The sequence below is a fragment of the Sphingomonas benefaciens genome (genome assembly GCF_052907485.1).
This window is the reverse complement of the sequence record NZ_JBREIC010000004.1, coordinates 55,382-81,051: the sequence shown is the minus strand read 5'-3', so window position 1 is coordinate 81,051 and position 25,670 is coordinate 55,382. Positions and strand designations below refer to the sequence as shown.

Genomic DNA, 25,670 nt, shown 5'->3' with positions numbered 1-25,670 from the left:
TCTTCCGTCTTCAGGGCGGCAGATCTTGCCCCGGCTTCGAACGGAATTGCATGACCCAGCCTGCACCGCGCGACGAGTATGACGACGACGACGCGGTGGCGCCGATCGTCGAGCATGTCGCGCTCTCCGACCCCGAATTCAAAACGCAATTGGCGCAGGTCATTCCGCATCTGCGTGCGTTCGGCCGATCGCTGTCGGGCAGCCGCGACCTCGCCGACGATCTGGTGCAGGAAACTCTGCTGAAGGCGTGGGCGGCGCGCAAGCGCTTCCAGGCCGGCACCAACATGCGTGCCTGGACCTTCATCATCCTGCGCAACCTGTATTTGTCGCAGATGCGGCGTGCGCGCTTCAAGGGCGAATGGGACGATCTGGTCGCGGATCGCATCCTGGCAGCGCCGGCGAGCCAGGATCGTCACGTCGAACTGGGCGACATGCAGCGCGCGCTGATGCATCTGCCGCAGCCGCAGCGTGAGGCGTTGATTCTAGTCGGTGCGGGCGGCTTCGCCTATGAGGAAGCCGCCGAAATCTGTCAGGTCGCGGTCGGCACGATCAAGAGCCGCGTCGCGCGCGGCCGGGTCGCGCTGGAGAACATCCTCAACGACGGCGCCCTGCCGTCGCGGCGCGAGCATGAGACCGATACGAGCAAGACCGCGCTCGACACGATTATGGGCGAGGTCGACGAACTTAGCCGCGGCCATTGAATGGGGGCGGGCGGTGTGTCGCCTGCTCTTCGCCGCCGCTCGTCGTACGGCTCCTTCCGTTCCCACGATGGCAGATGCACGTGTGAAAAAGTTGCCGCGGTATCGCCGGCGGCCGAGCCAGCGTTGACTGGCAAGATCAGTGTTTTACGTGATCCAGCCGATCCAGCAGGCGCGCCATATCCTCCGGCATGCCATGATCGCCATAGACGCCGCGGAGCATGTGCCCGATCGTGTCGGTCGCGCGCGGCGGACGGACGACATAGTCGCCACGACGCTGCTTTTCGGGATGATGCGCGGCCAGGGTCATGTCATCGTCAACGAGCGATCGGACGAAACGTTGCGCCTTTGTGACGGCCGGGGGCAAAGGCAGGGCGAAATATCGTGTTAAACGAAAGGCTTGATTCGCCCTCATCGCAGGATGCCCGCGGCGTGGCGATCCGCCGTGCGCGGGACCATGCGCCGTTTCTTGCGACCATCCTGACCCGGCACCCGGATTGGGAAGAGCGGGCCGCCGCCGGTGCGCTCGACTGGCGCGACGCGGCCGTGGTCGATCCCGCCATGCCGGTCGGGCGGCGGTTGCGCTGGCAACGGCAGGCACTGGCCCTGTCGGTAGCGATCGACGATCTGGCCGGGGTCGCCGATCTGACCACGGTCACCCGCCGGCTCAGCGACTTTGCCGATCATGCCCTTGATACCGCCATCGCCGCCGCGATCGCGGAGCGCTATCCGGACGTACCGCCGCTTGGCTTTGCCGCGATCGCGCTCGGCAAATTGGGTAGCCACGAACTCAATTATTCCTCCGACGTCGACCCGATCCTGATCTTTGACCCGGTGACCTTGCCGCATCGCGCGCGCGAGGAGCCGGAGGAGGCGGCGGTACGGATCGCCAAGCGCGTCGTCGACCTGCTGCAGACGCGCGACGGTGACGGCTATGTGCTGCGCGTCGACTTGCGGCTGCGCCCGGCGGCGGAGGTGACGCCGATCGCGGTGCCGTTGCTCGGCGCGATCAGCCATTATGAATCGCAGGCGCTGACCTGGGAGCGCGCCGCCTTCATCCGGGCGCGCAGCGCGGCGGGCGATATCGCCCTGGGCGACGGCTTCCTCGATGCGATCCGCCCCTTCGTCTGGCGGCGCGGGCTCGATTTCGGTGCGGTGCGCGAGATCCGCGACCTGTCGCGTCGCATCCGCGATCATTATGCCAGCGGCCAGGCGTTCGGCCCCGGCTACGATCTGAAGCGCGGACGCGGCGGCATCCGCGAGATCGAATTCTTCGCGCAGATCCACCAATTGATCCACGGCGGTCGCGACCCCGCGCTGCGCGCACCCGCGACGCGCGAGGCGTTGGCGCGGCTGGCGGCGGCGGGCTGGATCGATCCCGCGGACGCAATCCCGCTCACCGACGCCTATGGCCGGCTGCGCACGATCGAGCATCGGTTGCAGATGGTCGACGACCGCCAGACGCATGTGCTGCCGAACGGGGCGGCGCTGGAGGGCGTCGCCCGGCTGCACGGCGTCGCCGATGGCGCGGCGCTGCTCGCGCTGCTGCGAGATGACGTCGCTCGGGTGGGTCGACTGTACGACACGCTCGACGATGCGGGCGGGGCGCGGCTCGCCCATGATCCGGTCGTCCTCGCCGGCGACCTCGGCCGCGCCGGTTTCGCCGACAGCGACGCCGCGGCCGCGGCGGTCGCGACCTGGCGGGGCGGGCGCTATCCGGCGCTGCGCAGTCCGGCGGCGCGCGACGCCCTGGAGGCGGTGCTGCCGGTGCTGATGCCGGCGTTGGCGGAGGCACCCGATCCGGTGGCCGCCCTGTTGCGCCTCGACCGGATGCTCGAACGGCTGCCGAGCGCGATCAATATCCTGCGCCTGCTCGAGGCACGGCCCGGTCTCGCCGCGCTGCTCGCCACCATCCTCAGCCACGCGCCCGCGCTCGCCGATGCGCTGGCGCTGCGCCCGGAACTGATCGACGGACTGATCGACGCCAGCGCCTTCGAGCCACTCGGCACCGTCGACCAGATGGTCGCCGAGATGCGGCGCGGCGACGCCGCCGATTATCAGGCGCTGCTTGACCAGGTCCGTCGCATCGTCGGCGAGCGGCGGTTCGCGCTCGGCTGCCAGATCGTCGCCGGCGCCGCCGATCCGCTCGACGTCGCCGCCGGCTATGCCCGGCTGGCGGAGGCGGCGGTGGAGACGCTGGCCGCCGCGACGGTGGAGGAGTTCGCGCGCGCGCACGGCCGCGTGCCGGACAGCAAATTGCTGATCCTCGCCTACGGCCGTCTCGGCGGCGAGGCGCTGACCCACGCCTCCGATCTCGACCTCGTCTATCTGTTCACCGGCGACTTCCACGCCGAATCCGACGGCCCACGGCCGCTCGGCGCGACGCTCTACTACAATCGCCTGGCGCAACGGATCAGTGCGGCCCTGTCCGTACCGACCGCCGCCGGGCCGCTCTACCCGGTCGACACGCGGCTGCGCCCGTCCGGTACGCAAGGGCCGCTGGTCGTCAGCCTCGACAGTTATGCCCGCTACCAGCGCGAGGAGGCGTGGACCTGGGAACATATGGCGCTGACCCGCGCCCGGCCGGTGTTCGGCACGCCGGCGGCGCGGGCGGCGGCGGCGGCGGTGATCCGCGACGTACTGGCGGGCGCCCGGCCGGTGCGCGACGTCGCGGCCGACGCGCGGGCGATGCGCATCGAGATGGCGCGGCACAAGCCACCGGCCGGGCCACTCGATGCCAAGCTGCTGCCCGGCGGGCTGGTCGACCTGGAATTCGCCGTGCACGTCGCGCAGCTGCGCGCCAGCGCCGGCTTCGACCCGCGGCTGGCCGTGGCGATCGACGCGTTGGTCGCCCGCGGGCTCGTTCCGCCCGGCTTTGCCGACGCCTATCGGCTGCTCGGCCGGCTGCTGGTGACGGTCCGGCTGGTCGCGCCCGACGCCGCCGAGCCCAAGCCGCCGACCTGCGCCTTGATCGCCCGCGCGCTCGGCCTGCCCGACTGGACGAGCGTGGTTGCCGCGCTCGACGCGACGCGGCAGGAGGTGGCGGATGCCTGGGCACGGATCACGGAGGATGCCGATGGATGAGGGGATGACGCTGCCGCCGGTGACGGTGACCGCCATGGACGGGACACCGATGCGGCTGAGCGACCGGCCGCTGCCAGCGGTGATCTATTTCTACCCCAAGGACGACACCAGCGGCTGCACTCGCGAGGCGAAGGATTTTTCAACCCTGGCGGACGCGTTTGCGGCAGCCGGGGCGAGCGTCGTCGGGATCAGCAAGGATCCGCCCTCCAGCCACGGCAAGTTCGCCGCCAAACATGCGCTCACCGTGACGCTGGCGAGCGACGAGGACGGGAGCGCCTGCGACGCCTTTGGCGTCTGGGGCGAAAAGCAGATGTACGGGCGCAGCTATATGGGGATCGAGCGCGCGACCTTCCTGTTCGGCGCCGACGGGCGGCTGGTCCGCGCCTGGCGCAAGGTGAAGGTCGCCGGCCATGCCCAGGCGGTGCTGGAGGCGGTGCAGGCGCTGTAGAGGAGGGCGATGCGCCGGATTCCGGCGCTATCCGCCGAGTACGATCGTCCCCTGGGTCCGGCCTCGGCCGGCATCGTTCACCTCCATCCGGAACGGCTTCTTCTCGTCGGTCGTGCCGCTCAGCCCCTGGCCGTCGGCATGCAGGGTGAAGCCCGCACCGGTCAGCCGCTGCTGGAACCAGTCGCGCACCGTCGCGGCATCCGCCGGGCTGGTGAACCGCACCTGCACTCCGCCGTCGGCATCACCCGCCTTGCCGGCCCCGTCGCCGCCGCTGACGTTGATCGCGTCGACCGTCGATCCCGGATAGAGATGGACGCCGTTCAGGTCGAAGTTGTTCGGCTGCACCTTCAGATTGGGCAGCTTGAATTGCCCGGTGAAGCCGGGCAGCTTCAGCTTGACCTCGCCGGTCCGGCCGTCGACCGCGCCGACCGTATTGCCATCGCTGGCGTTGATCGTAATCGACGTCCCGTCACCCGACCGGTCGCAACCGGCAGCCAGCATTGCGGCGGCCAGCGCCGCCCCCGTCATCGCCTTCCGCATCCTCATGCCTCCAAAGTCCCTGCAGGGGTTCCGCGCCGTGCGTCGGGAGGTTAGGGGAGCCGGGTGACCACGTCATCCCCTTCTTCCGCCGACCTTTCCGTGGCGTACGAGCCCCCCGGCGCGCCGATCGGCTTCGTCGAGTTCGTCGCCCTGGTCGCCGCGCTGATGTCGCTTGCCGCGCTCGGCATCGATTCGATGCTGCCCGCGCTGCCGGCGATGGGCGGGTCGCTGCACGTCGATGGCGAGAACCAGCGCCAGTTCATCATCACCGCCTTCGTCCTCGGCTTCGGCATCGCGCAGCTCGCCCATGGGCCGCTCGCCGACCGCTTCGGCCGGCGCCGGCTGCTGCTCTGGGCGCTCGGCGGCTATGCGGTGGCGAACATTCTCTGCGCGGTCTCCGCCAGCTTCACCCTGCTTCTTGCGGCCCGCGTCGTCGGCGGGGCAATGGTCGCCGCGACGCGCGTCGCGGTCGTCGCGCTGGTCCGCGACTGCTATCACGGCCGGCCGATGGCGCGGGTGATGTCGATCGCCTTCATGGTGTTCATGATCGTCCCCGTGCTCGCCCCCGCCTTCGGCCAGACGGTGCTGCTGTTCGCCAACTGGCGCGGCATCTTCTGGGTCATCGCCGGCATTACCATCGGCATCATGACCTGGTTCTTCATCCGCATGCCGGAAACGCTGCGGCCGGAGGCGGTGCAGCCGCTGTCGCCGTCGCGCATCCTCGCCGGCTGGCGCCGCACGCTCGGCGACCGCTGGTCGATCGGCTATACGCTCGCCTCGACCGCGCTGATGGGTGCGCTCTACGGCTATCTCAATTCGATCCAGCAGATCATGTTCGACACCTTCGGCCATCCGCGTCTGCTCGCGGTGATGTTCGCGGTGACCGCGACGCTGATGGCGGCGGCGAACCTGACCAACGCGCGGCTCGTGCTGCGGCTCGGCACCCGGCTGATCAGCCATAGCGCGGTGACCGCGTTGATCGTGCTAAGCGCGATTCACCTCGCGCTCGCCTGGAGCGGCCACGACAGTTTGGTCAGCTTCGTCGTGCTGCAGGCGCTCACCATGGGCTGTTTCGGCCTCGCCACGTCGAATTTCTCAGCGATGGCGATGGAGAATATGGGCTCGATCGCCGGCACCGCGTCGAGCGTGCAGGGCTTCATCTCCGTGACCTTCGGCGCGATGCTCGGGGTGGTGATCGGCCAGGCCTATGACGGCACCACCGCGCCGCTCGCCGCCGGCTTCCTGCTCGCCGGCTTGGTCGCGCTTGCCCTGGTCGCGGTGACCGAGAAGGGGCGGCTGTACCGCCCCGTCTGAGCGACGGGGCGGGAACCGCGCCCATGGTCCCGCCGTTCGCCCCCTACCCATGATACAGGAGGTGGCGATGGGCGGACATCAGGTGCCCGGCTACGGCTCGGGCGACGACGGTTATGACGAAGAGGGCTATGACGAGAGCCAGCGCGCCGAGATCCTTGAGGCGACGCGCGACGGCCCGACCGACGGCGTGGTGCTGACCGATCTCGATCCCGACCTCGGCGACGATGACGAGGAAGACGAGCCGCTCGACGAGCTCGACATGGATTCCGAAGAGGTGGGCGAGACGGACGCCGATGCGGAGCCCGACGAGGCCGATCTCGACGAGGACGACGCCCAGGAGGACTTCGACGACGACACGGTCGACGACGAGGATCTGGACGACAAGGACGACGTCGCGTTGCGGCCCTGATCCCTGTTCCATGCCGCGCCTGATCGGCCCTACGGTCGCGACGGATCAGGTGCGGCAACCGGCGCGAGCGAGATCTGCTGCAGCGCACCAAACCAATTTGTGGCAAGAATACGCCGGCAATATGCCGGCTTTATTATGGTTGTGGCACGACGTTCATAGTTGAGAAAGAAAGTGTGCCCTTCGCGCAACAGGTTTCACCCTTCGTCCGGAATCGACGCTTGCGGTGCAACAAAGGCCGGGGCGCGCGGTTTTGATGGGCCTGGGACGGCCGGCAGCGATGCCTTGGCCTCCCGAGTTGAGGCAATAAAGGTATTTCACACATGCGTAAGCTCGCCCTGGCGGCCGCCGTTGCGGTCGCGTCCTTCGCCGTCCCCGCTTTCGCGCAGGACATGTCGACCACGTCGACCGACACCACCGCGACTGCGCCCAGCGATGCGCCGACCGCACCGGACGGTACCCGCGCGTTCGGCATAGAGCCGTATTTCGGCATCATGGGCGGCTGGGAGCAGTTCGATCGTCCGTCGGTCGCCGGCATTCCGGCTCAGCCGCGCGGCTACAATCTCGACGGCGCGCTGGTCGAGGGCGTGGTTGGCGTGAACGTGCCGCTCGGGCCGCTGTTCGTCGGCGCCGAGGGTAGCGTCGCCAAGGGCGTGTCGGGCAACATCGACTGGGAATATGGCGCTTACGGCCGCGGCGGTTTCCGCGCGGGTGACAGCGGCCTGTTCTACGGCAAGGTCGGCTATCGCTGGAACAACTTCGACCATTTCGCGCCGGGCGTCGTCGGCGACACCAAGCGTGACTATCACGCGATGGTCTACGGCATCGGCGCCGAGATCGGCCCGAAGGACATCGGTCTGGGCGGCATCACCGGCAATTCGGGCCTGCGCCTGCGTATGGAGGTCTCGACCTTCGACGACGCGCACAGCTTCCGCCCGATGGCGGGTGTGATCGCGCACTTCTGATCCGGACCGGGGCATCCGCCCCGTCGGTAAAAACAGGGGCGGGTCCGGCCTATGCCGGGCCCGCCCTTCGTTTATCCATCGCGCCCCCCATATCGACGGCATGGCCGGACGGGTGAAGCGCAAGGCGGGTTTGGTGGAGGCGGCGGAACGCACCGCGCGGCCGGCCGCCCCGCCGCCATGCCCGATCTGCCAGCGGCCATTGGGTGAGAAGGTGGAGTGGCACCATCTCGTGCCCAAGTCGGAGGGCGGCAGAGTCACCGCGGCGGTGCATCCGATCTGTCACCGCACCGTCCATGCGCTGATCGCCAGTGCCGATCTGGCGCGGACCTATGCCGATCCGGCGGTGCTACGCGACCATCCCGGCATCGCCCGCTTCGCGCGCTGGATCGCCGACAAGCCGCCCGATTTCCACGCGCCGACCCGCCGCGGGCGGTGAGCGGCCGGTCGGGGCGCGTCAGTCGTCCGTCTTCTTCCCGTCACGCCTCTTGCGATAATGGTTCGCCAGCAGCGTCGCCCCGAGGATGAAGCCACCCGGCGCGAGCAAGACGACGGCGGCGAGGCCGACCTTTTCCCAACGTTTGTCCATGCCCCATCCTAGCGCGCGGAACTGAACGTCCGGTTGCGGCTAGAAGGGTATTTTGGCGCGCAGCATCGCACGGTGGATCGGGATGCCGCCGGGCAGCCCGGCCTGTTCGCCCTCCGCCACCAGGCCGACCTTGCCGATCCGGGTGGCCGCCCGCACCGGCTTCTCGCGATATCGCGCGTCGTCCATCCGCCCGACGCGGTTGGCGTCGGCGCTGCGGCCGCAGACGACGACGTCGGCGCCCGCGTCGGCCCCGTCACAGCGGCGAGGGAGCAAGGGCTTGGCCTTGGCGACCATCTCCGGCGGCAGGGGTGGCCCATAAGTCGCGCTCGCCGCCTGCATCGCCATCAGCACCGCCAGCCGCATCGCCGCCTCCATCGCCCGTCGGCACGAAGGTTGGCCCCGATTGCGGCATCAGTGCGGCGGCTCAGCGATAGTTGAAGCTGATGCTGATCCGTTCGCCCTTGGCGGCATTGGGCACCACCTCGTGGCGCAGCCAGCTTTCCCACAGGAAGACGCTGCCCGGCTCCGGCACCGCATAGACGAAGGTCTTGAGATCCTCCGGCGCGTCGTCGGTTCGCGTCGGCGCGGCCATCATCATCGGCAGCCGCGGGTCCTCCAGCTTCAGCGCCCCTGCGCCCGGCGGCACTGCGACGTAGAGCGTGCCGGACACGACGCTGTGCGGATGGATATGCCCCGAATGGCTGCCGCCGGGTTTCAGGACATTGACCCACAGGCTGTCGAGCTTGAGTTTACGGCCGAGGTCGAAGGCGCAGGCCTCCGCGAAGCGGGCGACGTGGCGGTTGAGCAGCTTGACCAGATCGGCGAAGCGCGGGTCGCGCGCGGGCAAATCGTCGAGCGAGGCATAGGAGGTATAGCCGCGATAGCCATGCGCCTTGCACCAGCCGATCCCGGCGCGATCCTCGCGCGCCAGGTCGAGCGCGGCCTCCTCCAGCTCGGCGAGCAGCGCGGCATCGCCCAGCGGCGCGTCGTAGAAGCGCGTGGCGAACAGCGAACGGACGGTCATGCGCCCAGCCTCATCGCGACATCGTTCATGAAGCGCACGTCGTCGCCCGCGGCGAGCCACGCCGCCTCCGCGCCGATCGCGCCCAGCATGTCGGCAAGCGGGTCCATCTCCGCCTTGGCGTAATTGCCGAGCACATAGCCGGTGACGCGGTCCTTGTGCCCCGGATGGCCGATCCCGATCCGCACGCGGCGGAAGTCCGGCCCGAGATGCTGGTCGGTCGAGCGCAGGCCATTGTGGCCGGCGGTACCGCCGCCCCGCTTCACCTTGACCTTGAACGGCGCCAGGTCGAGCTCGTCGTGGAAGACGGTCAGCGCGTCGGGTTCCAGCTTGTAGAAGCGCAGCGCCTCGCCGATCGAGCGGCCGCTGTCGTTCATGAACGTCGCCGGCTTGAGCAGCACGATCTTCTCGGGCCCGATCCGGCCTTCCTGCGTCCAGCCCTGGAACTGCTTCTTGGCCGGCGTGAAGCCGTGCATGTCGGCGATCGTGTCGATCGCCATGAAGCCGACATTGTGCCGGTGCAGCGCATATTGTGGCCCCGGATTGCCGAGCCCGGCCCAGATCTGCATCGCGTGGCTCCTTCCGGATGGTAGGGGAACGCCCACCTAGCGGTTATCGTCATTTCCGCGAAGGCGGGAATCCAGGCTGGCTGACCTGCCGGCGAGAGCGCGAACGTCAGGGGTTCTGGATTCCCGCCCGCGCGGGGATGACGCGAACTGCGGGGTATGACCGAACAACGAAAAGGGCAGGGGAGCGTTGCCGCCACCCTGCCCCTGTCGCTTGGCCGGAACGGCGGGGCGATCAGCCCTCGGCCGAATCCTCGCCAGCGGCCTCGGCCGACTGGGTCTCGGCGACCTCGGCGTCGAGCGCCTCGTCGGCGGCGGTCGGCACCGTCGGCGGCACGATCGTCGCGATCGCGAAGTCGCGGTCGTCGATCGCCGGCTTGGCGCCGTTGGGCAGCTTGACGTCGCTGATGTGGATCGAGTCGCCGATCTCGCGGCCCTTCAGCGAGATGGTCAGCTCGGCCGGGATCTCGGCCGCGTCGACGACCAGCTCGACCTCGTGGCGGGTGATGTTGAGCACGCCGCCCTGCTTGATGCCGCGGCATTCGTCCTCGTCGGCGAACACCACCGGCACCGCGACGGTGACGGTCGCATGCTCGCTGATGCGCAGGAAGTCGGCGTGGGTCGGACGGTCGGTCACCGGATGGAAGGCGACGTCCTTCGGCAGCGTGCGCTCGCCGTTGATCATGATCACCGAAGTGAAGAAGTGACCGGTCATCAGCGCCTTGGTCAGCGCCTTCTCCTCGAGGTGGATCGAGGTCGGTTCCTTGTTCAGGCCGTAGATCACGGCGGGGACGCGGCCGTCACGACGCAGCGCCCGGGAGGCTCCCTTGCCAACCCGGTCGCGCGTCTCGGCTGCGAGCGTAATGGAGTCGCTCATGCAGATACCTTCCGAAACGTGCTAAATGTCATTTCCGCGCCCACGCCTCCAGGGATGACCATGGACCGGAAGCGGGCGCGCATAGCGGGTGGACGGGGAAAAAGCAATCAGCGTCGCCCACCCTCACCCCTTCGGCGCCGCGCGCCTCTTCCCCTCTCCCGCTGCGAGAGGGGCAAGCCGGCGGAGCCGGCGCGGGGTGAGGGTGGGTGCGATGCCGTCAATATTTCACCCGTTCCGCCTTCAGCCCGAGCTTGGCGAGCTGCGCCTGCACAGACCCCGCCCCGGCGAGGTGCCCCGCGCCGACCGCGATGAACACCGTGCCCGGCTGCGCCATCCGGCCCTTGATCCACTGCGCCCAGCGGGCGTTGCGGTCGGTCAGCAGCACCTTGGCGACCTCCGGCGAATCCCTCAGGCTGTCGTTCATCTCGCGCGCTAGCGCATCCGGGTCACCGTCCGCCCATTCGCGGACCATCGTCTCCATCGTCTCCTGCAGCTTGGGCAGTTCGTCGACCGTGCTGTCGAGGAACTGGATCTGCGCCTTGTCCGACAGGCTGCTGAAGAAACCGAGCTGCTGCTCCGCCGTTTCCAGCCCGGTCAGCGGCTTGCCCGCCTGCTTCGCCGCCGCGGTGATCACCGCCTCGGGCCCGTTGGCGCTGTCGTAGCCGAGCTTGCCGAGCGGCGCGACCGACAGCTGCGTGGCGGCGAGCCACGGCTTGAATGTGTCGAGCGCATTGGCGGGCAGGCCGAGGTCGACCACCGCCTTGGTGAAGGCGGCGCGCTTGTCGGCGGGCAGCCGCTCGGTCAGCGGCGGCGTGCCGGCCGGGGCAAGACCCGTCGCCATCACCAGCTTGGTCATCGCCGCCTGGTCGGGCAGCACCAGTTCCAGCTTGACCTCGTTAGACCGGTCGAAGGCGCTCTTCACCGCCTCGTCGAACCAGGTGAGGCCAGGTTTGAGCACGTGGATCGTGCCGAACAGATAGACGGTCGTGTCCTGGTCCTTGACCACCCACAGGGCGGGGTCGGCATCGTTGGCGGCGCGCGCCTTGGCGGCCGGTGCGGCCTGTTGCGCACAGGCGGGCAGGGCCAGCAACAGGCCGATCGCGGTCAGGGTCGTCTTCATCAGCCTTGTCATGCAGGCGCTCCGGCAGGAAGGGAAGGGGATCAGGCGTATTTACGGTACAGCCAAACGATGCCGGTCACCGCCAGCGTCGCGACGTAGAGGCCGATCGGGTCGACCTCGGCGACCAGACCGCCGCGCGCCAGCACCCACCAGACTGGCGCACCTGCACCCATGACGTAGAAGCCGGCGACCGCGCCGTCGCGATAGGCCTCGCGCTCATGCTCGTCGACGACGCGCTGCCAGCGCCAGGCGATCAGCGGCAGCGCCACGCCCCAGGCGAGCGCGACCAGGATCGCGAACCAGGCGGGCAGGGGTGCATGCAGCAGGTCGACCATGTCGGGCGCGCCCTCGCCTTGCGGGATCAGCACCAGCACCAATCCCACGCCGATCGCGCCACCCAGAACGCCGGAGGCGGCGAGCAGCCGCTGGTTGGCGCGGACGCTGGCTGCGACCGGCGCGTCGTTGCGCTTCATCGGGGTCATTTCCACATCTCCAGGGTAAGGCGGACGGACAGGAAGGAGGGCTGCCAGGTCGCGGTGAGCGTGCCGACGCCCGACGTCGCCACGCTGACCGGGGCGGGGCGGGGCAGGCCCAACACCAGGATCGTTCCGGCAACCAATCCGGCGATCGCGGCGCGATGCGGCGGACGCCGGCTCATGCCCGCACCCGGCGATAGGCATAGAACACCATGCCGGCGGCGGCAGAGGCGAGCCAGGCGACCTGCGCTGGCTGATGCATCGGCATCCACCGCGACGCGATCTCGATCAGCGGATTGAGCAGGAAACCGCTCAGGCCGATCACCGCCCAGGTCTGGATTGCAAGCAGCCGCTGCATCTCGTCGGTCTCGCGCCAGTTGCGCCAGGTGATCAGGCCGGCGACGACCAACAGGGTCACCATCACGGCGTCCGCCCAATTCTGGGGCAGCGGCGCGGCGGCGCGCCGCGGTGCGCCGGTAAGACCGTCGTAGAAGCCGCGCCAGAAGTCGATCCCGCCGACCAACACGGCGGCCGACACCGCCAGCACGATCCGCCGCCTGGCCTTGCGCCCCGACTTGGCACCGGCGCGGGCCTCGCCCCAGCCGGCTTCGCGATCACTGACCATCATGGGCGTCATCGAAAATCTCCTCGATCGGGCGTTCGAACAGGCGGCCGATGCGAAAGGCGAGCGGCAGCGACGGGTCATATTTGCCGGTCTCGATCGCGTTCACGGCCTGCCGCGACACGTCGAGACGGCCGGCGAGTTCGGCCTGGCTCCAGTTGCGTTCGGCTCGCAGCACCTTGAGGCGGTTCTTCATGTCGGCCTCCTCTGTCATGCCAAGACCCCCTTGTCATCCATCCCTGACTCAGTGTCAGGTGACCATGACAAATTGACCGCGACTCGCGACAATGTCAACAACCCCTGACATTCTGCTGGGGGTGCCTGACATCGGGACAGGTCGGCCCCTTGCGGAAGGCGCGGGCATCGGCCAAAGCCTGCCCGCGATGGCCGCCACACCGCTTTCCTTCCAGAAGATGATCCTGACGCTCCATGACTATTGGAGCGACCGGGGCTGCGTGATCCTCCAGCCGTACGACATGGAGATGGGCGCGGGCACCTTTCACCCGGCGACGACGCTGCGCGCGCTCGGCCCCGACACGTGGAACGCCGCCTTCGTGCAGCCGTGCCGCCGGCCGACCGACGGCCGCTACGGCGAGAACCCCAACCGGCTGCAGCATTATTACCAATATCAGGTGATCCTGAAGCCGAGCCCGCCCGATCTGCAGGATCTCTATCTCGGCAGCCTCGCCGCGATCGGCGTCGACATGACGCGCCACGACATCCGCTTCGTCGAGGACGACTGGGAAAGCCCGACGCTCGGCGCCTGGGGCCTCGGCTGGGAAGTGTGGTGCGATGGCATGGAGGTGACGCAGTTCACCTATTTCCAGCAGATGGGCGGCTTCGACATGAAGCCGGTGGCGGGCGAGCTGACCTACGGGCTCGAACGGCTCGCGATGTACATCCAGGACGTCGACAACGTCTACGACCTGCGCTTCAACGATGCCGGCGTCAGCTACGGCGACGTGTTCCTCGAGAACGAGCGCCAGATGTCGAAGTGGAATTTCGAGGTGGCGGACACCGCGACCTTGTTCGACGCCTTCCGCAAGGCCGCGGCCGAGTGCGAGAACAGCCTCGCCGCCGGCCTGCCGATCCCCGCCTACGAACAGGCGATCAAGGCCAGCCACACCTTCAACCTGCTCCAGGCGCGTGGCGTCATTTCGGTGGCGGAACGCCAGGCCTATATCGGCCGCGTCCGCGATCTCGCCAAGGGCGCCTGCGGCGCGTGGATGGAGAAGAACGGGTGGGCGGCGTGAGCGTGATGATCGCGCGAAGCCGCGAAGCTGCGAAGATGTTTCGCGCAGCGGGGCAGAGGGCGCAGAGCCGCCCGTGGCAGACCGGCCGCGCCAGCGGCCCCTACATCGCCAGCGGCATGCGGTTCGGACAAACGCTTTGCGTCGAGCCCGACCTCTCCGCGCCTCTGCGCGAACCAACTCTTCTTCGCGTCTTCGCGTCTTCGCGTGAACCAAACCTCTTCTTCGGCGCCGCCCAATGACCGACTTCCTGCTCGAACTCCGCTCCGAGGAAATTCCCGCGCGCATGCAGGACAAGGCGCGTGAAGACCTCGCGCGTCTGTTCGTAGCCGAGCTGGGCAAGGCCGGCCTCGCCGCGGGCGACATCGTGACCTATGCCACCCCGCGTCGCCTCGCGCTGATCGCGCGGGGAATGCCATTGCAGACTGAGGCGGTGTCCGAGGAGCTGAAGGGCCCGAAGGCCAATGCGCCCGAACAGGCGCTCGCCGGCTTCCTGCGCAAGACCGGCCTCACCCGCGAACAGCTCACCGAGCGTGATGGCGTGTTCTACGCGATCACCGAAAAGCCCGGTCGCGCCACCGCCGCGGTGCTGGCGGAGGCGATCCCGGCGATCGTCCGCGCCTTCCCCTGGCCAAAGTCGATGCGCTGGGGCGCCGCCTCCGCGACGACCGAATCGCTGCGCTGGGTGCGCCCGCTGCACGGCATCGTCGCGCTGCTCGGTGAGGACGTCGTCCCGGTCGAGATCGCCGGGGTCGTCAGTGGCGCGGCGACGCTCGGCCACCGTTTCCACCACAGTGGCGCGATCACCATCGGCTCGGCGGCGGATTATGTCGAGAAGCTGCGCGCCTGCCATGTCATCGTCGATCAGGACGAACGGCGCGCTCTCATCCGCGACCGGGCGACCGCGCTGGCGGCGGAGGCCGGGCTGACGCTGGTCGAGGACGAGGGGCTGGTCGCGGAAAATGCGGGCCTCACCGAATGGCCGGTGCCGCTGCTCGGCCGCTTCGATGCCGACTTCCTCAGCGTGCCGCCGGAGGTGATCCAGCTTACCGCGCGCGTCAACCAGAAGTATTTCGTGTGCCGCGATGCGTCGGGCGCGCTCGCCGACGCCTTTGTCTGCACCGCCAATATCGAGGCGAGCGACGGCGGCGCCAAGATCGTCGAGGGCAACCGCAAGGTGCTCGCCGCGCGCTTGTCCGACGCCCGCTTCTTCTACGACACCGACCGCAAGACGCCGCTGGAAGAGCAGGCGCAGAAGCTGTCGAACATCGTCTTCCACGAGAAGCTGGGGACGGTGGCGGACAAGGTCGACCGTGTCGCCAAACTGGCACGGTGGCTGGTGGAAGAGGAGATCATCCAATCTCCCTCTCCCGCTACGGGAGGCGGACTGTCGCTCGCCGACCTGGCGGAGCGCGCCGCGCGCCTTGCCAAGGCGGACCTCGTCACCGGCATGGTCGGCGAGTTCCCGGAATTGCAGGGCCTGATGGGCGGCTATTATGCCGCCGCGCAGGGCGAGCCGCAGGCGGTCGCCGACGCGGTCCGCGACCATTACAAACCGGTCGGGCAGGGCGACGACGTGCCGACCGCGCCGGTGACGGTGGCGGTGAGCCTCGCCGATAAGCTCGACACGCTCGCGTCCTTCTTCGCGATCGGCGAATTGCCGACCGGATCGAAGGATCCGTTCGCGTTGCGCCGCGCCGCCCTCGGCGTGATCCTGCTGATCGAGCGGTCGCAGCTGCGCGCGCCGATGCTGCAGGCGTTCCGCGTCGCGGTAACCAATGTCGTGCTCGGCGTCCTCGAACGCACCGCGCAGATCGATCCGAACTACGCCGTCTATCTCGACACGGTGAAGCGGATCGCCCCCGACCGCAGCCTGCCCCAAGACGAGTTCGACCGGCGCATGGTGCAGATGGCCGACGCGCTGGGCGATTTCGAGATCGTGCTGAAGCCGGAGACGGAAAAGGTCTTCCACTTCCTGCAAGCTGGCGGCGATCGCATCCGTGAGACGCCGGCACAGCTGCTCGCCTTCTTCGCCGACCGCCTCAAGGTGCAGCAGCGCGAGGCAGGCGTGCGCCACGACCTGATCGACGCGGTGTTCGCGTTGGGCGGCGAGGACGATCTCGTCCGGCTGCTCGCGCGGGTGCGGGCGCTCCAGGCGTTCGTCGCCACCGAGGACGGCGCCAATCTGCTCGCCGGCTACAAGCGCGCCGCCAACATCCTGAAGAAGGAAGGCTACGCCGCCGATACCGAGGCCGCGCCGAAACCACTGTCCTACACGCCCGAAACGGCAGAAGCTGACCTGGTCGCCGCGCTCGATTCGGCCGAGCCCGCCGCTACGGCCGCAGTGGCGGACGAGGATTTCGAGCGTGCGATGGCGGCACTCGCCTCGTTGCGTGCGCCGATTGACGCGTTCTTTGACAGTGTGACCGTCAACGATACCGATCCGGACAAGCGCGCCGCCCGGCTCGCGCTGCTCGCCCGCGTTCGCGCCGCAGTTCATGCCGTCGCCGATTTCTCGAAGATCGAGGGATAATGGCGCGCCTTATGTAGTGCGACTTTTGAGACCTTCCGACACCGCCTTCCTCCCCGGGGCAATGTGTACCGAACTGAAGGACCAGCGATGACCCAATATGTGTTCCGTTTCGGCGGCGGCGTCTCCGACGGCGGCAAGGGGGACAAGAACCTGTTGGGCGGGAAGGGCGCCAATCTGGCGGAAATGGCGTCGATCGGCCTGCCGGTGCCGCCAGGCTTCACGATCAGCACCGCGATGTGCACGCGCTATTACGAGGAGGGGGAGCGCTTCCCCGATTCGCTGCGCGACGAGGTCGCCAACGGCATCGCCCATATCGAGGGGATCACCGGCAAGCGCTTCGGCGACCCGGCCAATCCGTTGCTGGTCTCGGTCCGCTCGGGCGCGCGCGTGTCGATGCCCGGGATGATGGACACGGTCCTCAACCTCGGCCTCAACGATGCGACCGTCGAGGGGCTGGCGGCGGCGGCGGACGATGCGCGCTTCGCCTGGGACAGCTATCGCCGCTTCATCCAGATGTACGCCGACGTCGTGCTGGAGCTCGACCATGGCGCCTTCGAAGAAGCGTTGGAGATCGCCAAGGAAGACAATGGCTATACGCTCGACACCGAGCTCAGCGCCGACGACCTGCGCGCCCTGGTCGCGGAATATAAGGGCCTGGTCGCGCAGCAATGGGGCAAGCCCTTCCCGCAGGACGTGCACGACCAGCTGTGGGGCGCGGTCGGCGCGGTGTTCGGATCGTGGCAATCGGAGCGGGCGAAGGTCTACCGCCGCCTCAACGACATCCCCGGCGACTGGGGTACTGCGGTCAACGTCCAGGCGATGGTGTTCGGCAACATGGGCGACACCAGCGCGACCGGCGTCGCCTTCACCCGCGATCCCGCCAAGGGCGATCGTGCCTATTATGGCGAATTCCTGATCAACGCGCAGGGCGAGGACGTCGTCGCCGGCATCCGCACGCCGCAATATCTCACCCGCGCCGCGCGCGAGGAGGCCGGCGCCAAGCCCGCTTCGATGGAAGAGGCGATGCCCGAGGTCTATGCCGAGCTGGCGGCGGTGTTCGACCGGCTCGAGACGCATTACCGCGACATGCAGGACATCGAATTCACGGTCGAGAAGGCCAAGCTCTGGATGCTGCAGACCCGTGCGGGCAAGCGCACCGCCAAGGCGGCGCTGAAGATCGCGGTCGACATGGCCAATGAGGGGCTGATCAGCCGTGAGGAGGCGGTGGCGCGGGTCGATCCGATGGCGCTCGACCAGCTGCTCCACCCGACGCTCGACCCGAAGGCGCCGCGCGACGTGATCGCCAAGGGCCTGCCCGCCAGCCCCGGCGCGGCGTCGGGCCGGATCGTCTTCGATGCCGATACGGCGGAAAAGCGGGCGGCCGCCGGCGAGGCCGTGATCCTGGTCCGCGTCGAGACCAGCCCGGAGGACATCCACGGCATGCACGCCGCCAAGGGCATCCTGACCGCGCGCGGCGGCATGACCAGCCACGCCGCGGTGGTCGCGCGCGGCATGGGCCGCCCCTGCGTCTCGGGCGCCGGCGGCCTGTCGATCTCGGCCAAGGACAAGGTGCTGCGCGTCGGCGACCGGACGCTGGGCGAGGGCGATACGCTGACCATCGACGGCGCCAGCGGCGAGGTGATGGCGGGCGCGGTCGCGACCGTGCAGCCGGAACTGGCCGGCGACTTCGGCACGCTGATGGAATGGGCGGACGGGGTGCGCCGGCTGAAGGTGCGCGCCAATGCCGAGACGCCGGCCGACTGCCGGACCGCACGCGACTTCGGCGCGGAGGGGGTCGGCCTGTGCCGCACCGAGCATATGTTCTTCGACGCCGACCGCATCACCGCGGTGCGCCAGATGATCCTCGCCTCGGACGAGGCCGGTCGCCGCGCCGCGCTCGACCGCCTGCTGCCGGCGCAGCGCAGCGATTTCACCGAAATCTTCGAGGTCATGGCCGGCCTGCCGGTGACGGTGCGCCTGCTCGATCCGCCGCTGCACGAATTCCTGCCGCACGAAGAGGCGGAGTTCGCCGAGGTCGCGGCCGCCGCCGGCATCGACGTCGAGACGCTGAAGCGCCGTGCCAACGAGCTGCACGAATTCAACCCGATGCTCGGCCATCGCGGCTGCCGCCTCGGCGTCACCTATCCGGAGATCTACGAAATGCAGGCGCGCGCGATCTTCGAGGCGGCGCTCGACGTCGCGGCGAAGGGCGAAGCGCCGGTGCCGGAGATCATGATCCCGCTGGTCGCCACCAAGCGCGAGCTCGACCTGATGAAGGCGGTGGTCGACAAGGCGGCGGAGACGGTCTTCGCTGAGCGCGGGGCCACGGTCGATTATCTGGTCGGCACGATGATCGAGCTGCCCCGCGCCGCGCTCAAGGCCGGCGAGATCGCCGAGACGGGCGAGTTCTTCTCGTTCGGCACCAACGACCTGACCCAGACGACGTTGGGGGTCAGCCGCGACGATGCGGCGCGCTTCCTGGGCGCCTATGTCGAGAAGGGCATCTACGCCAAGGACCCGTTCGTCAGCCTCGACGTCGAGGGCGTCGGCGAGCTGGTCAAGCTGGCGGCGGAGCGCGGCCGTGCGACCCGGCCCGACATCAAGCTCGGCATCTGCGGCGAGCATGGCGGCGATCCGGCGAGCATCGCCTTCTGCGAGGCGGTGGGGCTGAGCTACGTCTCGGCCTCGCCGTATCGCGTGCCGATCGCTCGGCTGGCGGCGGCGCAGGCGGCGTTGCGGAACTAGGCTTGTTTTTGGAAGCCCGCCGTCATCCCCGCGCAGGCGGGGATCCAGAACCGCCGACGCTGCTGAAAGAGCCGCCCAGCCAGCCAGTCTGGATCCCCGCCTGCGCGGGGATGACGTTCAGGGGCAAGAGGGCAGTCTGGCATCAAGTTGAACCCCCGTTCAGGTTCTTGACCCGGCCGCCGCCGCCTCGCTAATCCCGCTTCGAAGACAGGAGAGTCCCGGCCGATGAACAAGCTCTACCCCGATGCTGCGGCGGCGCTCGACGGACTGCTGCACGACGGCATGACGATCTGCGCCGGCGGCTTTGGCCTATGCGGCATCCCGGAACGGCTGATCGACGCGATCCAGGCCGCCGGCGTCAAGGATCTGACCATCGCCAGCAACAATGCCGGCATCGACGGCGAGGGCCTCGGCAAGCTGCTGCGCAGCCGCCAGGTGAAGAAGATGATCTCCAGCTACGTCGGCGAGAACAAGGAATTCGAACGCCAGTATCTCGCCGGCGAGCTCGAGGTGGAATTCTGTCCGCAGGGCACGCTCGCCGAGCGTTGCCGCGCCGGCGGTGCCGGTATTCCCGGCTTCTACACCAAGACCGGTGTCGGCACGCTCGTCGCCGAGGGCAAGGAGGTGAAGAGCTTCGACGGCGAGGATTATATCCTCGAACGCGGCATCCGCGCCGACCTGTCGATCATCAAGGGTTGGAAGGCGGACGAGAGCGGCAACCTGATCTTCCGCAAGACCGCGCGCAACTTCAACCAGCCGATGGCGACCGCGGGCCGGATCTGCGTCGCGGAAGTGGAAGAGGTGGTGCCGGTCGGCAGCCTCGATCCCGACCACATCCATCTGCCCGGCATCTACGTGAAGCGGATGATCGTCGGCGCCCCCTACGACAAGAAGATCGAATTCCGGACCACCCGGCCGCGCGAGGCCGCGTGACCCGCGCCCTTGCCTGCGCCTTGCTCGGTGCGACGTTGCTCGCCGGATGCGCCGCGCGCCGGCCGGCGACCGCGACGCTCCCGCGTCCCGGTCAGACCTATGTGGCGGACGGCCAGACGGTCCGGATCGTCGGTCTGAAGGCACTGCCACCGCCCGACGGCAACGCAGCGGTCGCGGGCGCAGCGGCGTCGGTGCCGCCGCAATTCCAGTTCCTCTACGGTTCGGGTGAAGCCGCGGCGCTGAGCCGCCAGGCCTATCGTGCGCTGGTCAATTACGCGACCTATCGCCGCGCCGGCGGCGACAGCGTCGTGCTGCGGCCGGGGGCGACGCTGGCGGCGCCGCAATGGCTGCCCTGCGCGGGCAAGCCGCGCGCCGCGGTCTTCGACGCCGACGAGACGGTGATCCTCAACCTCGGCGTCGAGGCGCTGGCGGCGCGCGATCCCGCCGCGCCCTTCGATGCCGCCCAATGGACGCGCTGGGAACGCACCGGGCAGCGGTCCGTCGCCCCCGTTCCCGGAGCCGTGGAAGCCTTTGCCGCCTTGCGCGCGGCGGGCATCACCGTCGTCATCAACAGCAACCGCGCCACGGCGACCGTGGCGGGCACCGCGGCGGCGCTCAAGGCGGCGGGGCTGGGCGACTTCACGCCCGGCAACGACCTGTTCCTGCGCGACGGGCCGAGCGGCAAGGATGCGCGCCGCACCGCGATTGCCGCGCGTTATTGCGTGGTCGCGATGGCTGGCGACCAGCTCGGCGACTTCAGTGACCTGTTCAATGCCATTCCGTCCTCCGCGGAGCGGCGGCGCGTGACCGATAGCGGAGCGATCGCCGACCTGTGGGGGAATGGCTGGTTCGTGCTGCCCAACCCCGTCTACGGCAGCGCGCTGAAGGGCAGCGCCGCCGACGTCTTTCCCGCCGACAAACGCTGGGTCGATCCCGGCCAAGGAGCAAAGTGAGATGAGCTGGGATCGCAACCAGATGGCGGCGCGCGCGGCGCAGGAATTGCGCGACGGCTATTACGTCAACCTGGGGATCGGCATTCCGACGCTGGTCGCCAATAACATCCCGGCCGGCATGACGGTGACCTTGCAGTCGGAGAACGGCATGCTCGGCATCGGCCCGTTCCCCTATGATGACGAGGTCGACCCGGACCTGATCAACGCCGGCAAGCAGACGATCAGCGAACTGCCGCAAAGCGCCTATTTCGGCAGCGAGCAGAGCTTCGCGATGATCCGCGGCGGGCATATCGACCTGACCGTGCTCGGCGCGATGGAGGTGAGCGAGGGCGGCGACATCGCCAACTGGATGATCCCCGGCAAGATGATCAAGGGCATGGGCGGCGCGATGGACCTGGTCGCCGGGGTCAAGAAGATCATCGTCGTGATGGACCACAATGCCAAGGACGGCAGCCCCAAGTTCATCCCGTCCTGCACGCTGCCGCTGACCGGCAAGAACGTCGTCGACATGATCGTCACCGATCTCGCGGTGTTCCAGCGCCCCGACCACCAGTCCCGCTTCAAGCTGGTCGAGCTGGCGCCGGGCGTCACCGCCGACGAGGTCGCCGCCAGGACCACGGCGGCCTACGACGCGTGAGCTACACGCTCGTCACCGCCAACCGGAATTACTCGAGCTGGTCGCTGCGCCCGTGGCTGCTGATGACCGCGCTCGGCATTCCGTTCGACGACCGGATCGAGCCGTTCGCGCAGGCTGACAATTACGAGGCCTTCCGCGCCTTCTCGCCGACCGGGCAAGTGCCGGTGCTGATCAATGGTGACCGCACCGTCTGGGATTCGCTTGGCATCGCGCTGTATCTGGCGGAGCGTCATGCCGGGGTGTGGCCGACGGACGAGGCGGCGCGGGCCTGGGCGATGTGCGCCGTGGCCGAAATGCACGGCGGCTTCGCGGCGCTGCGCAGCGAGCGGACGATGAACGTCGGTGTGCGCGCCGACGCCGCGCCGGGCTCGCCGGCGCTGGCTCGCGATGTCGCGCGCCTCGCGGAGCTGTGGGCCGAAGGGCTGGCCCGGTTCGGTGGGCCGTGGCTGGCCGGTGGCGATTTCACCGCCGTCGACGCCTTCTTCGCGCCGGTCGCCTTTCGCGTCCGTACCTATGCCATCGAGGTCGGGGTGGCGGGAGCACGCTGGGTCGAAACGATCCTGTCGCACCCGGCAATGCAGGCCTGGGAGCGCGCCGCATTGTCGGAGCAATGGCGCGAGCAGGAGCATGAGGCAGAGCTCGGCCGCTGCGGACGAATCATCGCCGACCACCGCCTTCGCTGATTTGCGTACACCTGTCCGTTATCGGACAGTGGTCGCGCGGAGCTTCATCCCAACCTGCTGATCCGTCAGTCATTTCTACTCTCGCCGCAGCCGTGCGATCCTACCGTTGATCGAATAGGGCGGGGGGATGGAATGATCGGGACGGCGATGATGATCGGTGCGGCGATGTGGCAGTCCGCACCAGCAGGATCGGCGCCCGTGGAAGCGCCATCGGCGCCGGTCGTGGCGCGGGATTGGGCGGCGGCGACACGCCATGACCTGCAGGCCTTCCACGCCCTCATCCAGGCCGATCATGCCGGGCCGGTCAATCCGCTCGATCTGCCGTTCAACGCCCGCGAAGGCGCCGCCCTGGCGCTCGCGCAGCGGCGTGCCGCGCAGGTTCGCGACTATGCCGGCTATTTCTGGACGATGCGCGGCTATGTCGCGAGTTTCGACGATGGCCATGTGCAATTCTCCACCCTGAAGGGCTCGCCGATGCTGACGGCGCAGTGGCCGGGCTTTTTGACCGGCCTCGACGCGCGCGGACGGCAGGTGGTGATGACCCGAACCGACGATGCACCGGTGCCGCTTGGCGCCGAGTTGGTGGCCTGCGACGGCGTGGCGGCCGACCCGTTGCTCGCCCGCAACGTCGGCGCCTTCGTCGGGCGCTGGTCGCTGCTCGCGACGCGGCGATCGCGGGCGGGGCGCCTGTTCATCGACAGCGCCAATCCGTTCATCGCACGTCCGACGCGCTGTACCTTCGCCGTGGCAGGGCAGGCCCGGACCGTGTCGCTGGCCTGGCGGCCGCTGGTCGATCCGGAATGGTCCGCCCGGCTCGATCAGACCAGCTATCGTCAGCCAAGCTGGATCGGGGCACGGGCGTTGGCAGACGGGACGCGCTGGTTCGGCATGACAGCGTTCGACGGGGATCCCGACGGGCCGGCGGGCAAGGCGCTGCGGCCGATGATCGCAGGCATGCGCGATCAGCGTGCGGCCCTGCTCGCCGCCCCCGCTATCGTGCTCGACGTCCGGGGCAATGGCGGCGGATCATCGCAATGGTCCTATGACATCGCCAGGCTGCTGTGGGGCGACGCGGCGGTAGCGGCGGCCGACGACGACAGAACCTACGTCGAATGGCGGGCGTCGCGGGACAATCTGGCGACGATCGACCATTACCGTGACCAGTGGAGCAAGTCGCCGGACGCGTCGGCGGAATCGCTGGCCTGGGCGCGGCGCATATCGGCGGGCCTGTCCGCCGCCATCGCGGCGGGACAGCCGCTGTGGCGCGAACCAGCCGATGCCGCTCCCGTCGCCGTACCGCCGTCGGCCGCACCCGTCGCGGCGCGAATGCCGCCCATCTACGTGCTGACCGATGCCGCCTGTGCTTCCGCCTGCCTTGACGCGGTCGATCTCTGGACCAAGCTCGGCGCCGTCCAGGTCGGTCAGGAAACCAGCGCTGACACGCTCTACATGGACATTGGCGAATATCCGCTGCCCAGCGGCATTGCCGAGGTCGGCATCCCGATGAAGGTCTATCGCGGCCGCGCCCGCGGGTCGAACGTACCGCAGGTGCCGCGGTATCGCTATGATGGCGATATGCGCGACACCGCCGCGCTGGAACGATGAATTGCAACGCTGAATGGACGCCGGAATGGGTAATGAATCGTATGTCGCGCTTGGCCTGTGCGCATCTTTCGGTTAACGCGGCGACATCATGGCATCCCGACCCCTGACCCTGTACGAGAAGATCTGGGCCGCCCACGTCGTGGAGCGGCGTGACGACGGCACCTGCCTCATCTACATCGACCGCCACCTTGTCCATGAGGTGACGAGTCCGCAGGCGTTCGAGAGCCTGCGGGTCAGCGGCCGGCGCGTACGGCGGCCCGAATTGACTCTGGCGGTGCCGGATCACAATCTGCCGACGACGCCACGCGTCGATGCGCAGGGGCGGCCGATCCCGATCGCCGATCCGGAAAGCGCGCAGCAGCTCGACGCCCTGCGCCGCAACACCGCCGAATTCGGCATCGACTATATCGATGCGACCGCCGCGGAGCAGGGCATCGTCCATGTCGTCGGGCCGGAGCTCGGCTTCACCCTGCCGGGCACGACCCTGGTGTGCGGCGACAGCCACACCTCGACCCATGGCGCGCTCGGCGCGCTCGCCTTCGGCATCGGCACCAGCGAGGTGGAGCATGTGCTCGCCACCCAGACGCTGCTGCTCAGCCCGTCGAAGACGATGGAGGTGCGCGTCGACGGCACATTGGGCTTCGGGGTCAGCCCCAAGGACGTGATCCTGGCGATCATGGGCCGGGTCGGCGCGGCGGGCGGCACCGGCCACGTCTTCGAATATACCGGCGACGTCGTCCGCGGCATGTCGATCGAGGGGCGGATGACGCTCGCCAACATGTCGATCGAGGGCGGCGCGCGGGCCGGCCTGGTCGCCCCGGACGACACGACCTTCGCCTATCTCAAGGGGCGGCCGATGGCGCCGTCCGGCGCCGAATGGGATCGCGCCGTCGCCTGGTGGCGGACGCTCGCGTCCGATCCGGCCGCGCGCTACGACAAGAGCGTCCGCCTCGACGCCACCGACATCGCCCCGGCGCTGACCTGGGGCACCAGCCCGGAGGATGTCGTGCCGATCACCGGCACCGTTCCGGCCCCCGACAGCTTCGCCGATCCCGCCAAGCGCGCCGCGGCGCAGGCGAGCCTTGATTATATGGGGCTGGCGCCGGGCACGGCGATGCAGGACGTGGCGATCCAGCATGTCTTCATCGGTAGCTGCACCAACAGCCGGATCGAGGATCTGCGCGCCGCCGCGGCGGTGGCCAACGGCCGGCGTGTCGCCGACGGCGTGCACGCGATGGTCGTGCCCGGCTCCGGCCTGGTCAAGCGTCAGGCAGAAGCAGAGGGATTGGACCGCATCTTCGTGTCCGCCGGCTTCGACTGGCGCGAGCCCGGCTGCTCCATGTGTCTGGCGATGAACCCGGATAAGGTGCCGGCCGGCGAACGCTGCGCCTCCACCTCCAACCGGAATTTCGTTGGCCGTCAGGGACCCGGGGCGCGTACCCACCTGTTGTCGCCGGCAATGGCCGCCGCCGCCGCGGTGACCGGCCGATTGGCCGACGTACGAGATCTGATGGGAGACAGAGCGTGAAGAAGGTCCTGGTGATGCTGGTTCTGGGCGCCGTATTCAGCGGCGCCGCTGCCTATTACGCAGGCGCGCGCACGCCCGTG

29 protein-coding genes are annotated in these 25,670 nt (G+C 68.8%); 17 read left to right on the top strand and 12 right to left on the bottom strand.

Annotation, left to right across the window (positions count from 1 at the left end; genetic code table 11):
- Positions 1-50: 50 nt before the first annotated feature.
- Complete coding sequence (locus tag ACU5AX_RS13810) at positions 51-701, top strand: sigma-70 family RNA polymerase sigma factor (protein ID WP_198354795.1); 651 nt, start codon at positions 51-53, stop codon at positions 699-701.
- Between the two features lie 136 nt (positions 702-837).
- Here the strand turns inward: ACU5AX_RS13810 and ACU5AX_RS13805 are convergent, their stop codons facing one another.
- On the bottom strand, positions 838-1,008 hold the full coding sequence (locus ACU5AX_RS13805; protein ID WP_198354796.1) for a hypothetical protein: 171 nt from the start codon (positions 1,006-1,008) through the stop codon (positions 838-840).
- Positions 1,009-1,130: 122 nt separating this feature from the next.
- Here ACU5AX_RS13805 and ACU5AX_RS13800 point away from each other — a divergent pair, with 122 nt between their 5' ends.
- Both ACU5AX_RS13800 and ACU5AX_RS13795 read left to right on the top strand, forming a co-directional pair.
- Complete coding sequence (locus tag ACU5AX_RS13800; RefSeq protein ID WP_446691415.1) at positions 1,131-3,782, top strand: bifunctional [glutamine synthetase] adenylyltransferase/[glutamine synthetase]-adenylyl-L-tyrosine phosphorylase; 2,652 nt, start codon at positions 1,131-1,133, stop codon at positions 3,780-3,782.
- Positions 3,769-4,230 (top strand): peroxiredoxin, encoded by a 462-nt coding sequence (locus tag ACU5AX_RS13795; protein ID WP_446691414.1) that lies wholly within the window; start codon positions 3,769-3,771, stop codon positions 4,228-4,230. The genes ACU5AX_RS13800 and ACU5AX_RS13795 overlap by 14 nt, the downstream gene beginning before the upstream one ends.
- Positions 4,231-4,257: 27 nt before the next feature.
- Here the strand turns inward: ACU5AX_RS13795 and ACU5AX_RS13790 are convergent, their stop codons facing one another.
- The gene (locus ACU5AX_RS13790; protein WP_446691413.1) at positions 4,258-4,776 is read right to left on the bottom strand and encodes a hypothetical protein; all 519 of its coding nucleotides are present in this window, start codon (positions 4,774-4,776) and stop codon (positions 4,258-4,260) included.
- 93 nt (positions 4,777-4,869) lie between these two features.
- Between ACU5AX_RS13790 and ACU5AX_RS13785 the strand changes: the two genes are divergently transcribed.
- The 4 genes from ACU5AX_RS13785 (at position 4,870) to ACU5AX_RS13770 (ending at position 7,891) form a co-directional block, all read left to right on the top strand.
- Positions 4,870-6,084: a multidrug effflux MFS transporter gene (locus tag ACU5AX_RS13785; RefSeq protein WP_446691412.1), complete on the top strand. Its 1,215-nt coding sequence runs from the start codon at positions 4,870-4,872 to the stop codon at positions 6,082-6,084.
- Positions 6,085-6,151: 67 nt separating this feature from the next.
- On the top strand, positions 6,152-6,493 hold the full coding sequence (locus ACU5AX_RS13780; protein ID WP_446691411.1) for a DNA primase: 342 nt from the start codon (positions 6,152-6,154) through the stop codon (positions 6,491-6,493).
- Positions 6,494-6,813: 320 nt separating this feature from the next.
- The gene (locus ACU5AX_RS13775) at positions 6,814-7,455 is read left to right on the top strand and encodes an outer membrane protein (RefSeq protein WP_198354801.1); all 642 of its coding nucleotides are present in this window, start codon (positions 6,814-6,816) and stop codon (positions 7,453-7,455) included.
- Between the two features lie 100 nt (positions 7,456-7,555).
- On the top strand, positions 7,556-7,891 hold the full coding sequence (locus ACU5AX_RS13770) for an HNH endonuclease (RefSeq protein ID WP_446691410.1): 336 nt from the start codon (positions 7,556-7,558) through the stop codon (positions 7,889-7,891).
- Between the two features lie 18 nt (positions 7,892-7,909).
- Here the strand turns inward: ACU5AX_RS13770 and ACU5AX_RS13765 are convergent, their stop codons facing one another.
- The 10 genes from ACU5AX_RS13765 to ACU5AX_RS13720 form a co-directional block, all read right to left on the bottom strand.
- A complete protein-coding gene (locus ACU5AX_RS13765; RefSeq protein ID WP_446691409.1) occupies positions 7,910-8,041 on the bottom strand; it encodes a hypothetical protein in 132 nt (43 codons plus the stop codon).
- Positions 8,042-8,080: 39 nt separating this feature from the next.
- On the bottom strand, positions 8,081-8,404 hold the full coding sequence (locus ACU5AX_RS13760; RefSeq protein ID WP_446691408.1) for a 5'-nucleotidase: 324 nt from the start codon (positions 8,402-8,404) through the stop codon (positions 8,081-8,083).
- Positions 8,405-8,465: 61 nt separating this feature from the next.
- Positions 8,466-9,065, bottom strand: a complete 600-nt coding sequence (locus ACU5AX_RS13755; RefSeq protein WP_446691407.1) for a TIGR02466 family protein — start codon at positions 9,063-9,065, stop codon at positions 8,466-8,468.
- Positions 9,062-9,631: an aminoacyl-tRNA hydrolase gene (gene pth / locus ACU5AX_RS13750; protein ID WP_446691406.1), complete on the bottom strand. Its 570-nt coding sequence runs from the start codon at positions 9,629-9,631 to the stop codon at positions 9,062-9,064. Before pth ends, ACU5AX_RS13755 begins: the two co-directional genes overlap by 4 nt.
- A gap of 232 nt (positions 9,632-9,863) precedes the next feature.
- On the bottom strand, positions 9,864-10,505 hold the full coding sequence (locus tag ACU5AX_RS13745) for a 50S ribosomal protein L25/general stress protein Ctc (RefSeq protein WP_446691405.1): 642 nt from the start codon (positions 10,503-10,505) through the stop codon (positions 9,864-9,866).
- Positions 10,506-10,722: 217 nt separating this feature from the next.
- The gene (locus ACU5AX_RS13740; protein ID WP_446691404.1) at positions 10,723-11,625 is read right to left on the bottom strand and encodes a TraB/GumN family protein; all 903 of its coding nucleotides are present in this window, start codon (positions 11,623-11,625) and stop codon (positions 10,723-10,725) included.
- 41 nt (positions 11,626-11,666) lie between these two features.
- A complete protein-coding gene (locus ACU5AX_RS13735) occupies positions 11,667-12,107 on the bottom strand; it encodes a hypothetical protein (RefSeq protein WP_446691403.1) in 441 nt (146 codons plus the stop codon).
- Positions 12,104-12,283, bottom strand: a complete 180-nt coding sequence (locus ACU5AX_RS13730; protein WP_446691402.1) for a hypothetical protein — start codon at positions 12,281-12,283, stop codon at positions 12,104-12,106. Before ACU5AX_RS13730 ends, ACU5AX_RS13735 begins: the two co-directional genes overlap by 4 nt.
- Positions 12,280-12,738 (bottom strand): hypothetical protein, encoded by a 459-nt coding sequence (locus ACU5AX_RS13725; protein WP_446691401.1) that lies wholly within the window; start codon positions 12,736-12,738, stop codon positions 12,280-12,282. Before ACU5AX_RS13725 ends, ACU5AX_RS13730 begins: the two co-directional genes overlap by 4 nt.
- Positions 12,716-12,919 carry a helix-turn-helix transcriptional regulator gene (locus ACU5AX_RS13720; protein WP_198354810.1) on the bottom strand — a complete coding sequence of 68 codons (204 nt, stop codon included), beginning with the start codon at positions 12,917-12,919 and terminating at the stop codon, positions 12,716-12,718. The genes ACU5AX_RS13725 and ACU5AX_RS13720 overlap by 23 nt, the downstream gene beginning before the upstream one ends.
- A 187-nt stretch (positions 12,920-13,106) precedes the next feature.
- On the opposite strand from ACU5AX_RS13720, the gene ACU5AX_RS13715 reads away from it, so the two are divergent.
- The 10 genes from ACU5AX_RS13715 to leuC all read left to right on the top strand — a co-directional run bounded on the left by ACU5AX_RS13715 (position 13,107) and on the right by leuC (position 25,590).
- Entirely contained in the window at positions 13,107-13,976 is an 870-nt protein-coding gene (locus tag ACU5AX_RS13715; RefSeq protein WP_198354811.1) for a glycine--tRNA ligase subunit alpha, read from the top strand.
- 5 nt (positions 13,977-13,981) lie between these two features.
- A complete protein-coding gene (locus tag ACU5AX_RS13710; protein WP_446691623.1) occupies positions 13,982-14,215 on the top strand; it encodes a hypothetical protein in 234 nt (77 codons plus the stop codon).
- On the top strand, positions 14,212-16,506 hold the full coding sequence (glyS, locus tag ACU5AX_RS13705) for a glycine--tRNA ligase subunit beta (RefSeq protein ID WP_446691400.1): 2,295 nt from the start codon (positions 14,212-14,214) through the stop codon (positions 16,504-16,506). Before ACU5AX_RS13710 ends, glyS begins: the two co-directional genes overlap by 4 nt.
- A gap of 87 nt (positions 16,507-16,593) precedes the next feature.
- Positions 16,594-19,251: a pyruvate, phosphate dikinase gene (ppdK, locus tag ACU5AX_RS13700; protein WP_446691399.1), complete on the top strand. Its 2,658-nt coding sequence runs from the start codon at positions 16,594-16,596 to the stop codon at positions 19,249-19,251.
- 225 nt (positions 19,252-19,476) lie between these two features.
- Positions 19,477-20,184 (top strand): CoA transferase subunit A, encoded by a 708-nt coding sequence (locus ACU5AX_RS13695; protein WP_446691398.1) that lies wholly within the window; start codon positions 19,477-19,479, stop codon positions 20,182-20,184.
- A complete protein-coding gene (locus ACU5AX_RS13690) occupies positions 20,181-21,137 on the top strand; it encodes an HAD family acid phosphatase (RefSeq protein WP_446691397.1) in 957 nt (318 codons plus the stop codon). The genes ACU5AX_RS13695 and ACU5AX_RS13690 overlap by 4 nt, the downstream gene beginning before the upstream one ends.
- A 1-nt stretch (position 21,138) precedes the next feature.
- On the top strand, positions 21,139-21,774 hold the full coding sequence (locus ACU5AX_RS13685; RefSeq protein ID WP_446691396.1) for a CoA transferase subunit B: 636 nt from the start codon (positions 21,139-21,141) through the stop codon (positions 21,772-21,774).
- Complete coding sequence (locus ACU5AX_RS13680; RefSeq protein WP_446691395.1) at positions 21,771-22,457, top strand: glutathione S-transferase family protein; 687 nt, start codon at positions 21,771-21,773, stop codon at positions 22,455-22,457. Before ACU5AX_RS13685 ends, ACU5AX_RS13680 begins: the two co-directional genes overlap by 4 nt.
- Positions 22,458-22,655: 198 nt before the next feature.
- Positions 22,656-24,062, top strand: coding sequence for a S41 family peptidase (locus ACU5AX_RS13675; RefSeq protein WP_446691394.1), 1,407 nt, complete (start codon positions 22,656-22,658; stop codon positions 24,060-24,062).
- 88 nt (positions 24,063-24,150) lie between these two features.
- A complete protein-coding gene (gene leuC, locus ACU5AX_RS13670) occupies positions 24,151-25,590 on the top strand; it encodes a 3-isopropylmalate dehydratase large subunit (protein ID WP_446691393.1) in 1,440 nt (479 codons plus the stop codon).
- Positions 25,591-25,670: the final 80 nt, after the last annotated feature.

Coding starts and splice junctions, on each gene's coding strand:
- ACU5AX_RS13685 (WP_446691396.1), top strand. CDS start 21,139: ATGAGCTGGGATCGCAACCAGATGGCGGCGCGCGCGGCGCAGGAATTG.
- ACU5AX_RS13695 (WP_446691398.1), top strand. CDS start 19,477: ATGAACAAGCTCTACCCCGATGCTGCGGCGGCGCTCGACGGACTGCTG.
- ACU5AX_RS13810 (WP_198354795.1), top strand. CDS start 51: ATGACCCAGCCTGCACCGCGCGACGAGTATGACGACGACGACGCGGTG.
- pth (WP_446691406.1), bottom strand. CDS start 9,631: ATGCAGATCTGGGCCGGGCTCGGCAATCCGGGGCCACAATATGCGCTG.
- ACU5AX_RS13755 (WP_446691407.1), bottom strand. CDS start 9,065: ATGACCGTCCGTTCGCTGTTCGCCACGCGCTTCTACGACGCGCCGCTG.
- ACU5AX_RS13770 (WP_446691410.1), top strand. CDS start 7,556: ATGGCCGGACGGGTGAAGCGCAAGGCGGGTTTGGTGGAGGCGGCGGAA.
- ACU5AX_RS13780 (WP_446691411.1), top strand. CDS start 6,152: ATGGGCGGACATCAGGTGCCCGGCTACGGCTCGGGCGACGACGGTTAT.
- ACU5AX_RS13790 (WP_446691413.1), bottom strand. CDS start 4,776: ATGAGGATGCGGAAGGCGATGACGGGGGCGGCGCTGGCCGCCGCAATG.
- glyS (WP_446691400.1), top strand. CDS start 14,212: ATGACCGACTTCCTGCTCGAACTCCGCTCCGAGGAAATTCCCGCGCGC.
- ACU5AX_RS13760 (WP_446691408.1), bottom strand. CDS start 8,404: ATGCGGCTGGCGGTGCTGATGGCGATGCAGGCGGCGAGCGCGACTTAT.
- ACU5AX_RS13775 (WP_198354801.1), top strand. CDS start 6,814: ATGCGTAAGCTCGCCCTGGCGGCCGCCGTTGCGGTCGCGTCCTTCGCC.
- ACU5AX_RS13720 (WP_198354810.1), bottom strand. CDS start 12,919: ATGAAGAACCGCCTCAAGGTGCTGCGAGCCGAACGCAACTGGAGCCAG.
- ACU5AX_RS13805 (WP_198354796.1), bottom strand. CDS start 1,008: ATGACCCTGGCCGCGCATCATCCCGAAAAGCAGCGTCGTGGCGACTAT.
- ACU5AX_RS13710 (WP_446691623.1), top strand. CDS start 13,982: ATGATCGCGCGAAGCCGCGAAGCTGCGAAGATGTTTCGCGCAGCGGGG.
- ACU5AX_RS13765 (WP_446691409.1), bottom strand. CDS start 8,041: ATGGACAAACGTTGGGAAAAGGTCGGCCTCGCCGCCGTCGTCTTGCTC.
- ACU5AX_RS13715 (WP_198354811.1), top strand. CDS start 13,107: ATGGCCGCCACACCGCTTTCCTTCCAGAAGATGATCCTGACGCTCCAT.
- ACU5AX_RS13735 (WP_446691403.1), bottom strand. CDS start 12,107: ATGACCCCGATGAAGCGCAACGACGCGCCGGTCGCAGCCAGCGTCCGC.
- ppdK (WP_446691399.1), top strand. CDS start 16,594: ATGACCCAATATGTGTTCCGTTTCGGCGGCGGCGTCTCCGACGGCGGC.
- ACU5AX_RS13730 (WP_446691402.1), bottom strand. CDS start 12,283: ATGAGCCGGCGTCCGCCGCATCGCGCCGCGATCGCCGGATTGGTTGCC.
- ACU5AX_RS13795 (WP_446691414.1), top strand. CDS start 3,769: ATGCCGATGGATGAGGGGATGACGCTGCCGCCGGTGACGGTGACCGCC.
- ACU5AX_RS13725 (WP_446691401.1), bottom strand. CDS start 12,738: ATGACGCCCATGATGGTCAGTGATCGCGAAGCCGGCTGGGGCGAGGCC.
- leuC (WP_446691393.1), top strand. CDS start 24,151: ATGGCATCCCGACCCCTGACCCTGTACGAGAAGATCTGGGCCGCCCAC.
- ACU5AX_RS13740 (WP_446691404.1), bottom strand. CDS start 11,625: ATGAAGACGACCCTGACCGCGATCGGCCTGTTGCTGGCCCTGCCCGCC.
- ACU5AX_RS13745 (WP_446691405.1), bottom strand. CDS start 10,505: ATGAGCGACTCCATTACGCTCGCAGCCGAGACGCGCGACCGGGTTGGC.